Origin of the sequence: Sphingobium yanoikuyae (assembly GCF_034424525.1) — a bacterium.
Lineage (GTDB): Bacteria > Pseudomonadota > Alphaproteobacteria > Sphingomonadales > Sphingomonadaceae > Sphingobium > Sphingobium yanoikuyae.
The window spans coordinates 2,491,393-2,502,500 of the sequence record NZ_CP139979.1 but is presented as its reverse complement, the minus strand read 5'-3'; the positions used below and the strand labels follow the sequence as shown (position 1 = coordinate 2,502,500).

Annotated in this window: 8 protein-coding genes, 1 tRNA gene and 2 rRNA genes (1 of these 11 running past the window's edge); 10 read left to right on the top strand and 1 reads right to left on the bottom strand. The window is 62.9% G+C overall.

Annotated elements, in window-relative coordinates; genetic code table 11:
• The 6 genes from U0025_RS11470 to U0025_RS11445 form a co-directional block, all read left to right on the top strand.
• Window positions 1-2,349, top strand: a 23S ribosomal RNA gene (locus U0025_RS11470); it begins 443 nt to the left of the window's first position.
• 165 nt (window positions 2,350-2,514) lie between these two features.
• Window positions 2,515-2,629: ribosomal RNA gene (gene rrf / locus U0025_RS11465) — 5S ribosomal RNA — on the top strand.
• Between the two features lie 111 nt (window positions 2,630-2,740).
• Window positions 2,741-2,817 (top strand) — tRNA-Met (locus tag U0025_RS11460).
• A gap of 449 nt (window positions 2,818-3,266) precedes the next feature.
• A complete protein-coding gene (locus U0025_RS11455; protein WP_004207524.1) occupies window positions 3,267-4,241 on the top strand; it encodes an ABC transporter substrate-binding protein in 975 nt (324 codons plus the stop codon).
• Between the two features lie 4 nt (window positions 4,242-4,245).
• Window positions 4,246-5,421 (top strand): acyl-CoA dehydrogenase family protein, encoded by a 1,176-nt coding sequence (locus U0025_RS11450; RefSeq protein WP_004207523.1) that lies wholly within the window; start codon window positions 4,246-4,248, stop codon window positions 5,419-5,421.
• A gap of 4 nt (window positions 5,422-5,425) precedes the next feature.
• Window positions 5,426-6,370, top strand: coding sequence for an NAD(P)-dependent oxidoreductase (locus U0025_RS11445; protein WP_004207522.1), 945 nt, complete (start codon window positions 5,426-5,428; stop codon window positions 6,368-6,370).
• 141 nt (window positions 6,371-6,511) lie between these two features.
• On the opposite strand, the gene U0025_RS11440 is transcribed toward U0025_RS11445, so the two are convergent.
• Window positions 6,512-7,348 (bottom strand): LysR substrate-binding domain-containing protein, encoded by an 837-nt coding sequence (locus tag U0025_RS11440; RefSeq protein ID WP_004207521.1) that lies wholly within the window; start codon window positions 7,346-7,348, stop codon window positions 6,512-6,514.
• 268 nt (window positions 7,349-7,616) lie between these two features.
• Between U0025_RS11440 and U0025_RS11435 the strand changes: the two genes are divergently transcribed.
• Genes U0025_RS11435 through U0025_RS11420 form a run of 4 tightly spaced genes read left to right on the top strand, consistent with a single transcriptional unit; the run spans window position 7,617 to window position 11,099 of the window.
• A complete protein-coding gene (locus U0025_RS11435; RefSeq protein ID WP_004207520.1) occupies window positions 7,617-8,435 on the top strand; it encodes an ABC transporter permease in 819 nt (272 codons plus the stop codon).
• A gap of 2 nt (window positions 8,436-8,437) precedes the next feature.
• Window positions 8,438-9,229: an ABC transporter ATP-binding protein gene (locus tag U0025_RS11430; RefSeq protein ID WP_004207519.1), complete on the top strand. Its 792-nt coding sequence runs from the start codon at window positions 8,438-8,440 to the stop codon at window positions 9,227-9,229.
• Entirely contained in the window at window positions 9,226-9,840 is a 615-nt protein-coding gene (locus U0025_RS11425; protein ID WP_004207518.1) for a cysteine dioxygenase family protein, read from the top strand. The genes U0025_RS11430 and U0025_RS11425 overlap by 4 nt, the downstream gene beginning before the upstream one ends.
• Window positions 9,837-11,099: a rhodanese-like domain-containing protein gene (locus tag U0025_RS11420; RefSeq protein WP_004207517.1), complete on the top strand. Its 1,263-nt coding sequence runs from the start codon at window positions 9,837-9,839 to the stop codon at window positions 11,097-11,099. Before U0025_RS11425 ends, U0025_RS11420 begins: the two co-directional genes overlap by 4 nt.
• Window positions 11,100-11,108: the final 9 nt, after the last annotated feature.

The window sequence follows — 11,108 nt, the reverse complement described above, 5'->3', positions numbered from 1 at the left end:
CCACCCTCCAAGCCTAAATACTCGTACATGACCGATAGTGAACCAGTACCGTGAGGGAAAGGTGAAAAGCACCCCGATGAGGGGAGTGAAACAGTACCTGAAACCGGATGCCTACAAGCAGTGGGAGGGTCCTTGAGACCTGACCGCGTACCTCTTGCATAATGGGTCTGTGACTTAGTGTATCAAGCAAGCTTAAGCCGTTAGGTGTAGGCGCAGCGAAAGCGAGTCTGAATAGGGCGCCATAGTTTGATGCATTAGACCCGAAACCCGGCGATCTATGCATGACCAGGTTGAAGGTGCGGTAACACGCACTGGAGGACCGAACCGTTCAATGTTGAAAAATTGTCGGATGAGTTGTGCTTAGGGGTGAAAGGCCAATCAAGCCGGGAAATAGCTGGTTCTCCGCGAAATCTATTGAGGTAGAGCGTCGAATATTTGCCGTTGGGGGTAGAGCACTGGATGGATGCGGGGGTCGCGAGATCTACCAATTCTAACCAAACTCCGAATACCAACGAGTCTAGTTCGGCAGACAGACGGCGGGTGCTAAGGTCCGTCGTCAAAAGGGAAACAGCCCTAACCTACAGCTAAGGTCCCCAAGTCATCACTAAGTGGGAAAGCATGTGGGATTTCCAAAACAACCAGGAGGTTGGCTTAGAAGCAGCCATCCTTTAAAGAAAGCGTAACAGCTCACTGGTCTAAATAAGAGATCCTGCGGCGAAGATGTAACGGGGCTAAAGTGATGCACCGAAGCTTAGGGTTCAGTCTTTGACTGAGCGGTAGCGGAGCGTTCCGTAGGCCGTTGAAGCGGAAGGGTAACCGACCGTGGAGGTATCGGAAGTGCGAATGCAGACATGAGTAGCGATTAAGAGGGTGAGATGCCCTCTCGCCGAAATTCCAAGGGTTCCTGCTTAAAGCTAATCTGAGCAGGGTAAGCCGGCCCCTAAGACGAGCCCGAAGGGGGTAGTCGATGGGAACCACGTTAATATTCGTGGGCCTGGTGGTGTGTGACGGATGCCGTAAATTGTTCGGGCTTATTGGATTGCTCCGGGCAGTGAAGGGGTCCCAGGAAATAGCCCCACCGTATAGACCGTACCCTAAACCGACACAGGTGGAATGGTAGAGTATACCAAGGCGTTTGAGAGAAGTATCCTGAAGGAACTCGGCAAATTGCCTCCGTACCTTCGGAAGAAGGAGGCCCCATCTCAAGGCAACTTTTGATGGGGGGCACAGGCCAGGGGGTAGCGACTGTTTAGCAAAAACACAGGGCTCTGCTAAGTCGGCTTCAAGACGACGTATAGGGCCTGACGCCTGCCCGGTGCCTGAAGGTTAAGAGGAGGAGTGCAAGCTCTGAATTGAAGCCCAGGTAAACGGCGGCCGTAACTATAACGGTCCTAAGGTAGCGAAATTCCTTGTCGGGTAAGTTCCGACCTGCACGAATGGCGTAACGACTTCCCCACTGTCTCCAGGATATGCTCAGCGAAATTGAATTCTCCGTGAAGATGCGGAGTACCCGCGGTTAGACGGAAAGACCCCGTGCACCTTTACTGCAGCTTCAGAGTGGCATTAGGAAAGAACTGTGTAGCATAGGTGGGAGGCTTTGAAGCATTGACGCCAGTTGATGTGGAGCCATAGGTGAAATACCACCCTGTTGTTTTCTGATGTCTAACCTCGCACCGTTATCCGGTGCAGGGACCCTCTGTGGCGGGTAGTTTGACTGGGGCGGTCGCCTCCTAAAGAGTAACGGAGGCGCGCGATGGTGGGCTCAGGACGGTTGGAAACCGTCTGTTAGAGTGCAATGGCATAAGCCCGCCTGACTGCGAGACTGACAAGTCGAGCAGAGACGAAAGTCGGTCATAGTGATCCGGTGGTCCCTCGTGGAAGGGCCATCGCTCAACGGATAAAAGGTACGCCGGGGATAACAGGCTGATGATTCCCAAGAGCTCATATCGACGGAATCGTTTGGCACCTCGATGTCGGCTCATCACATCCTGGGGCTGGAGCAGGTCCCAAGGGTTTGGCTGTTCGCCAATTAAAGTGGTACGTGAGCTGGGTTCAGAACGTCGCGAGACAGTTTGGTCCCTATCTGCCGTGGGCGTCGAAATTTGAGAGGAGTTGACCCTAGTACGAGAGGACCGGGTTGAACATACCTCTGGTGTACCTGTCGTCACGCCAGTGGCGCAGCAGGGTAGCTATGTATGGACGGGATAACCGCTGAAAGCATCTAAGCGGGAAGCCTCCCTCAAGATAAGATTTCATCGAGCCGTCGTAGACCACGACGTTGATAGGCTGGATGTGGAAGTGCGGTAACGCATGGAGCTAACCAGTCCTAATTGCTCTGTTCGCGCTTAAGAGTTCCACCATCAACGACAGTTCTGGGAACTGTCCACGATGTGGTCGTTAAGCCAGCCCAGATATACGAACATACACACAAGCTCTTGTTGTTCACTTTCCCAAGCGAAAGTGAATTGTGCACGGTATCGATTAAAAACCCGCAGTTATGCGCCTGCTTCATTGCTTGGTGACCATAGCGTCTGTGACCCACCCGATCCCATCCCGAACTCGGCCGTGAAACCAGTCTGCGCCGATGGTACTATTGCTCAAGCACTGGAAGAGTAGGGCGTCGCCAGGCATTGAAGCACGCGCATAGCAACGGATCAAAAAACCCATCACAATGTTACAAAACAGGGCGGCCGACAAAGCCGCCCTTTTTGCGTATCAGGGCACCCAAATCGCCCAGTGTCGCGGGATGGAGCAGCCCGGTAGCTCGTCAGGCTCATAACCTGAAGGTCGTAGGTTCAAATCCTACTCCCGCAACCACATACCGATATCACAAACCGTTTCGGAGCATTCCGCGGCGGCTTTTTTATGCCCGCGCCCTACCAAAACAGCGGAAGTGACCTGGGCCCAACCACACCGCCAGGCCAGTAGCTGATCACCGCATCAGGCCGAACCGCAAAGTCCGGCAACCGTCGCAGCCACTCCTGCAACGCCACCTTCACCAGCCGGCGCAGCCCTGCGAAGGTCAAGGCTTTCTAATAAGCGGCCCAGCAAAGCTTGACAGACATATCTCTACTTAATTGGCAGATAAAGTCCTCTCATATCAGACGAGGACTTGGATATCATGGCGTGGACGCAGCGGTGGACGGATAGGCTGGCCCGGTTCAGGGCGGCGGCCCGGCGCGAATTGCTGCGCGATCCGACGGTGATCCTATTCGAACGCGAACCGAGCGCAGCAAGCGTGCGAGAAGCGGCCGGCGGTCGCTGAGATGTTGTCCAGACGCAATCTGCTGGGCGCGGCAGCGGGCAGCCTGATGCTCACCGCCTGTGGCACCGCCGGCAAGGGGCAACCTAAACTGCGGGTGTCGATCACCAGCAAGGGCGATGGCGACACCCGCCTGCTGTTCAAGGCGGCGGGCATCCAGCCCAAGGGCTTTGACCTTGTCTATAGCGAGTTCCAGTCCGGCCACCTCGTGGTCGAGGCGCTCAATGGCGGATCGCTCGACTATGGCGGGATGAGCGAGATCCCGCCGATCTTCGCCGCCGCTTCGACCATCCAGAGCTTCCGCCAGATCGCGGTCGCCCATGGCGACGTCAATAACCAGGTCGTGCTGGTGCCGAAGGGATCGAAGGCGCGCTCCATCGCCGACCTCAAGGGCAAGCGCGTCGGCTATGTCCGCGCCACCACGGCCCAATATTTCCTGATCCGGATGCTGGAGGAGGTCGGCCTGAACTGGGACGACATCACTCCGGTCGCGATGGGCGTGTCCGATGGCGCCGCCGCCTTCTCGCAAGGGGCGCTTGATGCCTGGGCGATCTATGGCTTTCCGATCCAGCGCGCGATCGCGACCGAGGGGGCGCGGATATTGCGCACCGCTTATGGTATCCTGTCAGGCAACTATCTCGTCTCCGCCCATGTCGATGCGCTGGCCGATCCCGACAAGGCGGCGATCATCCGCGAATATCTGGCGCTGGTGCAGCAGGGCTTTGGCTGGGCGGCGGCACATCAGGACGAGTGGGCCGGCATCGTCGCCCAGGATATCGGCGTGCCGCGCGACTATGTGCTCGACCAGTTCCGCCGCAAGAGCGCGACCTATGAGCTGCGCCCGGTCACGCCCGAGGCGATCGGATCGCAGCAGCAGGTCGCCGACGTCTTCTTCAAGGCCGGGCTGGTTCCCAAGCGGGTGGACGTCCGCCCGCTGTGGGACGCCCGCTTCAATGACGCCATTCCCAAGAGAGGCTGATATCATGGCGACCCAGGCAATTTCCGTGCAGCCGCAGCCGCCCGAAGGGCCGGTGCCCGCCGACCAGCTTGATCGGCTGACCCGCTTGCTCGCGGCCAATGCGGAACAATATGACCGCAGCGCCGAATTTCCCCGCGCCAATTTCGACATATTGGCGCAACAGGGGCTGATCGCGCTGACCGTGCCACGCGCGCATGGCGGGCGCGGCGCGTCGGTTTCCGAAGCGCTGCGGGTGCTGGCGGCGGTGGCGAAGGGCGATCCTTCGACCGCGCTGATCCTGTTCATGACCTATCATTATCACGCCACGCCCAATCGGACGCGCGGCTGGCCGGCGGACATCTATGAGACGCTGGCGCGCGATGCGGTCGCGGGCCGGGGCCTGATCGGCGGGCTGCGGGTCGAACCGGAACTGGGCACGCCCGTGCGCGGTGGCCTGCCTGCCACGATTGCGCGGCGCACGGCCCATGGCTGGGCGATCAGCGGCACGAAGATCTACTCGACCGGATCGACTGGCCTCGACTGGTATTCGGTCTGGGCGAAGACCGATGAGGAAAGCCCACGCGTTGGCAATTTCCTGGTGCGCGCCGGCAGTCCGGGGGTGGAGATCGAGCCGGCCTGGGATCATCTGGGGATGCGCGCGACGGTCAGCCATGCCGTCCATTTCACCGACACGCCGACGCCGGCCGACCATGCGGTCGATATTCGCCGGCCGGAGGAATGGGGCGCGCCCGATCCGGTCCAGACGCTGTGGAATGCGCTCTCCATCTCGGTCATTTATGAGGGGGTGGCGCGCGCCGCGCGCGACTGGCTGCGTGCCTATCTCAACGATCGGGTGCCGAGCAACCTCGGCGCATCGCTTGCCACCCTGCCGCGCGTGCAGGAGAAGTTCGGCGAGATCGAGGCGCTGTTGCAGGTCAACCGGACGCTGGTGCGCGACGCCGCCGCGCGGATCGACGCAGGCGATCCGCCACCGGCGGTCGAGGCCAATGCAATCAAATATGTCGCCACCGCCAACGCCATCCGCGCGGTCGAGATCGGGCTGGAACTGACCGGCAACCCCGGCATCAGCCGCCATAATCCGCTGGAGCGTCATTATCGCGACGTGCTGTGCAGTCGCATCCATTCGCCGCAGACCGACACCATCCTGATTGCCGCTGGTCGCGCGGCGCTGGGGAATTGAGCCCATGTCCCTGATCATCGCCAGCCAGATGGAGCCGGATTTCAACCGGAGCCTTGCCCGCCACCCGTCAGCCCCCGTGCTGATCGACGTTGCCGAGGACGCGCCCTGGAGCGCGGCGGACGAGGCCGACATATTGCTGATCCGCCCGTCGCCGGCCTGGCGCGCGCCGGAGGTGCGTCGTCCCGCACCCTGGCCGGGGCGCCTCAAATGGGTCTACAGCGCCTCGGTCGGGGTCGATTTCTATCCCGACTGGCTGCTCGACGCGCCGCTCGTCACCTGCGGCCGGGGCGTCGCGTCGGAGGAGATCGCCGATTATGCGATCGCCGCCATCTATGCCCATGCCAAGAATCTGGACGCCGTCACCGTCCGTTCGCGGGCACAATGGGGGCCGGCGCAACTGGGCCGGGTGTCAGGAACGACCATCGGCATCATTGGTATGGGGGCGATCGGCGCGGCGGTGGCGCGGCGCGGCCTGGCGCTGGGCGCGCAGGTGATCGGCGTGCGGCGATCCGGCGCGCAGCCCAGCGTGCCGGGCGTGCAACTGGTCGGCGATGTCGGCACTTTGGTGGAGGAGGCGGATCATATCCTGCTCGCCGTGCCGGCGACCGCCCAGACCCGCCATCTGGTCGATGATGCGCTGCTGGCGCGGGTGCGGCCGGGCGCGCATCTCATCAATGTCGCGCGCGGATCGGTGGTCGATCAGGCGGCTTTGGTGCGGGCGCTGGACGATGGCCGGCTGGGTTTTGCGACGCTCGACGTCACCGACCCCGAACCGCTGCCCGAGGGGCATGTCCTCTACACCCATCCCAGGGTGCGGCTGACCCCGCATATTTCCAGCAATTACCAGCTGGTACGCCATCGCCTGCTGGAAAAGATCCAGGACGATCTGACCCGCTTCGTCCGGGGCGAGGCGCCGTCCGACATCGTCGATCCGGCGCGTGGCTACTGAGGTCTGGAAGACGGCCGTAAAAGAGCGATGACTTGCCCTTGAAACGTCATTGCGAACGAAGTGAAGCAATCCACCCGAGCGATGTTGGATTGCTTCGCTGCGCTCGCAATGACGCAGTGGATCAGTCTAAATCATTCCGATCTAAAGCCCGGTCACCGTTTCGCGCGCCAGTTCCGCCAGCCGGTGCGCGGCGCGATCCAGCTTGTCGCTGGTGCGCAGGATCGCGGCGACGCGGGGCAGGGTGGGCAGCCGCTCATGCTCCAGCACCGTCATGTCATCCTGGAACAAATGGGTCCGCGCGGTGATGCCCAGCCCTGCGGCGACTGCCGCGCGCAGCGTGGCGAGGTTGGGCGTCTCGACCGCGATCCGCCATTGCAGCCCCATATCCTCCAGCGCCCGGATCGCCGCCTCGCGGAAACGGCACGGTTCCTCCAGCACCGCCAGCGGGATGGTGTCGCGATCGACCAGTTCGGCCGTACCATACCAGCTCATCGGCGCCACCGTGACCGCGCTGCCGTCATTGGGGGCGGCAAAGCCCAGCAAGATATCCAGTTCGCGCCGGTCGAGCAGTGCCTGCAACTCCGCCGTGCCCGCCACCCGCGCATAGATTTGCGCATCCGGGTGCAGCTCGGCAAAGCGGGACAGCAGGCCCGAGAGCAGACTGTCGGCAAAATCCTGGACCATGCCGATCCGCGCCGGGCCGGCAAAGCGTCCGGCGCTGACCGCCGCCACCGCCTCGTCATGAAGGCTCAGCACCCGGCGCGCATAATCGAGCAGCACCTCGCCCGCCGCAGTCAGGTGCAGGCGTCGGCCTTCGCGCAGGAAGAGGGATTGCTGCACCAGCTCCTCCAGCCGCTTGATCTGCAGGCTGAGGGCGGACTGGGTCACGAACACCTGTTCCGACGCATTGAGCATCGACCCGGTGTCGACGATCGCGACAAAGCTGCGCAGGAGATTGGTCGGCAAATTGACCGGCACGGCATATCCTTCTGATGATAAAAAGGGGGCCGATCCGATGCCGGGCACGGGCCTGCTACTTATGATCCATGGCAATATATCAATCAAAATAGTAGAGTTTGTCCGGGGGCAGGAAAAGCTATCCCGCCCGTCGCGCGCCGAAACGCCCGGAATCAGGGGCGAATGGCGACTTATGATTTTCCCTAATAGACCGGCACGATAAAACTCAATTGAATGGGTAGAGAATTGATGTTGGATGAAGGCGACTTCACCAGCATGACGGATGGACATGACCGCATTGGCAATAAGGGGCGAAACGCCGCCGCAGCGCGCCAGACGCCGCTTCTCCCTCGCTCGCTTCGGCGGCCGATGGCTGTCACCTTTGCTGTTACTTTTGCTGTGGGAATTGGGCTCGCGGACCGGCCTTATCCCCGAACGCACGCTGGCCGCGCCCTCCGCCGTGATCGGCACCCTGATCCAGATGGTGCTGAGCGGCGAACTGCCCTCCAACCTGCTTGTCTCCTTCGCCCGCGTCGCGGTCGGCCTGCTGATCGGCGTCGGCCTGGGGCTGGCTCTGGGGCTGGCAGCGGGCCTGTCGCGTGGCGCGGAACTGGCGATCGACCCGCTGATGCAGATCAAGCGGACCATTCCGGCGCTGGCGCTGACGCCGCTGTTCATCGTCTGGTTCGGCATTGGCGAGACGCCCAAGATCGCGCTGATCGCCTTCGGCACCATCTTCCCGGTCTATCTCAACCTCTATGCCGGCATTCGAGGCGTCGATCCGCGCCTGCTCGATGCCGCCAAGAGCTTCGGCCTCAGCCGCTGGGAACAGGTCTGGCATGTCGTGCTGCCCGCCGCCTTGCCCTCGCTGCTGGTCGGGCTGCGCTACGCCCTGTCCATCTCCATCCTCGTGCTGGTGGTGGCCGAACAGATCAACGCCTCGGCCGGGCTTGGCTATCTCATCAACAATGCCCGCGACTTCATGCGCACCGACATCATCGTCGTCTGCCTCATGGTCTACGCCATTCTCGGCCTTGGTGCCGACTGGCTGGTCCGGTCCCTCGAAGCCCGCGCCCTCGTCTGGCGCCCCAGCATAGTGGAGAATTGATCATGGACGCGCGCCTCGGCTTTTCCAGCATCGACAGCGCGGCCCACCAGCCGCATCCCGAACCGGTCGTCCGCCTGCAGCACTTCACCCGCAGCTTTGGCGCCAACCGCATCATCGACGGGCTGGACCTGGAAATCGCGCCGGGCGAGTTCATCGCCCTGCTGGGCCGGTCGGGATCGGGCAAGACCACCTTGCTGCGCACCCTCGCCGGGCTGGACGATGCCGGCGCACAGGATGTGGAGGTGCCCGACAGCCGCGCCGTCGTGTTCCAGGATGCCCGGCTGCTGCCCTGGAAACCGGTCTGGAAGAATGTCGCGCTGGGCCTCAAAGGCGGCGACATTCGTAGCCGCGCCGAAGCCGCGCTGAAGGAGGTCGGCCTTGGCCATCGGCTCGATGCCTGGCCGCTGACCCTGTCCGGTGGCGAGGCGCAGCGCGCCGCGCTCGCCCGCGCACTGGTGCGCGAACCCCAATTGCTGCTGCTCGATGAGCCCTTTGCCGCGCTCGACGCACTGACCCGCTATCGCATGCATGACCTCGTCCTCTCGCTCTGGCGGACGCACAAGCCGGCGGTGCTGATCGTCACCCATGATGTCGAGGAAGCGATTGCGCTGGCCGACCGGGTGCTGGTGCTCGACAAGGGACGGATCGTTGCGGAAGAACGTATTCACGCCCAGCGCGGCGAGCGCGCGGGCCTTGCCGGCCGGCTGCGCGAACAGCTTCTGTCCCATCTGGGCGGCGACCATCATGGTGAGGGTGTGGTGCCCTTCGCCCGCCAGGCGGAGGCGGCGGAATGAACGCCGTCACCACCATCGAGCGGCCGGTCGATACCAGCCGCCTACGCGGTTTCGTCACCGCCTTGGCCGATCTGATCGCCTGCACCCGCGACGAACAGGCCCTGCTGGAAAGTGGCCGCACCCTGCTCGCCCGGCTCATCGCCCGCGATGACTGGCTGCCGCCCGAATATGCCCGGCCGGACCCCGATCGCTACCAGCAATATCTGCTTCACTGCGACAGTCGCGAGCGGTTCAGTGTCGTCAGCTTCGTCTGGGGACCGGGCCAGTCGACCCCGATCCACGACCATGGCGTCTGGGGGCTGGTCGGCGTGCTGCGCGGCAGCGAGCAGGTGGAGCGGTTCCATCGCCTGCCCGGCGGCGGACTGGTCGCCCAGGGCAGCGACCTGTTGCGCGAGGGCGAGGTCGATGCCGTGTCGCCCCGGATCAGCGACATCCACCGCGTCTCCAACGGCCGTGCCGACGCCCCGTCGGTCAGCATCCATGTCTATGGCGCCAATATCGGCGCGGTCGAGCGCGCGACCTTCGCGCCCGACGGCACGCCCAAAAGCTTCATTTCCGGATACGCCAACCGCGTCATCCCCAACCTCTGGGACAGATCGAGAAACGCATGACAACCGACATATTGGACCGCATAGAGGTCGCCACCCCGGCCGATATCCGCACCGCGCTGATCGCCCGCGACGAGATCGCCCTGATCGACGTGCGCGAGGAGCATGAGTTCGCGCAGGGCCATCCGCTGTTCGCCGCCCAGATCCCGCTGCGCCGCATTGATGAGGAAGCGCGCTGGCGCATCCCCCGGCTCGATACGCCGATCATCGTCTATGATGCGGGCGAGGGGCTGGCGCGCCGCGCCGCCGTGCGATTGCAGGGCCTGGGCTATACCGACGTTCGCGAACTGGAGGGCGGGCTCAGCGCATGGCGCGATGCCGGCTATGAATTGTTCGAGGATGTGAACAGTTATTCCAAGGCGTTCGGCGAACTGGTCGAGCATCGCCGCCATACGCCCAGCCTTGCGGCCGAAGATGTGCAGGCGCTGATCGACGAAAAGGCCGACATCGCGATCCTCGATGCGCGCCGTTATGACGAATATCACACGATGAGCATCCCGACCGGGACCAGCGTGCCGGGCGCCGAACTGGTCCTGCGCGCCGGCACGATCGCGCCCGATCCCGACACCACCATCATCGTCAACTGTGCCGGTCGCACCCGGTCGATCATCGGCACCCAGTCGCTGGTCAATGCCGGCCTGCCGAACAAGGTCTATGCGCTGCGCAACGGCACGATCGGCTGGACGCTGGCCGGGCAGGGGCTGGAAACCGGTCAGGTGCGTGCCGCGCCGGAGGTCGATGGCAAGGCGATCGAGGCGGCCCGTGCCCATGCCCGCGACGTCGCCTATCGCGCCGGGGTCAAGTGGATCGGCTGGGACGATCTGGAGCATCTGAAGGCTGATACCGCCCGCACCCTCTATCTCTACGATGTGCGCCAGCCGCGCGAATATGAGGCAGGGCATCTGCCCGGCTTCCGCAATGCGCAGGGCGGCCAGCTGGTGCAGGAAACCGACCATAATGCGCCGGTGCGCGGCGCCCGCATCGTCGTCACCGACGATCTTGGCCCGCGCGCCGACATGAGCGCCTCCTGGCTCGCCCAGCTTGGCTGGGAAGTCTATGTCCTGTCGGTCGACTGGTCGGCGGTGGTGCTGGAACGCGGCAGCGACGGCGCGCCAACCCCGCGTGGACCCGAGGGCCGCTACAAGCGCCCCTATGAGGGCACCGACAACAAGGCCGAGAAGATGCAGGCCTATCTCGACTGGGAATATGGCCTTGTCGCCCAGCTCGAAAAGGACGGCACCCACGGCTTCTACGTCATCTGAATTTCGGGA

Excerpts from the sequence above, each read along its gene's own strand:
- U0025_RS11455 (WP_004207524.1), top strand. The coding sequence starts at position 3,267 with ATGTTGTCCAGACGCAATCTGCTGGGCGCGGCAGCGGGCAGCCTGATG.
- U0025_RS11450 (WP_004207523.1), top strand. The coding sequence starts at position 4,246 with ATGGCGACCCAGGCAATTTCCGTGCAGCCGCAGCCGCCCGAAGGGCCG.
- U0025_RS11445 (WP_004207522.1), top strand. The coding sequence starts at position 5,426 with ATGTCCCTGATCATCGCCAGCCAGATGGAGCCGGATTTCAACCGGAGC.
- U0025_RS11435 (WP_004207520.1), top strand. The coding sequence starts at position 7,617 with ATGACCGCATTGGCAATAAGGGGCGAAACGCCGCCGCAGCGCGCCAGA.
- U0025_RS11430 (WP_004207519.1), top strand. The coding sequence starts at position 8,438 with ATGGACGCGCGCCTCGGCTTTTCCAGCATCGACAGCGCGGCCCACCAG.
- U0025_RS11425 (WP_004207518.1), top strand. The coding sequence starts at position 9,226 with ATGAACGCCGTCACCACCATCGAGCGGCCGGTCGATACCAGCCGCCTA.
- U0025_RS11420 (WP_004207517.1), top strand. The coding sequence starts at position 9,837 with ATGACAACCGACATATTGGACCGCATAGAGGTCGCCACCCCGGCCGAT.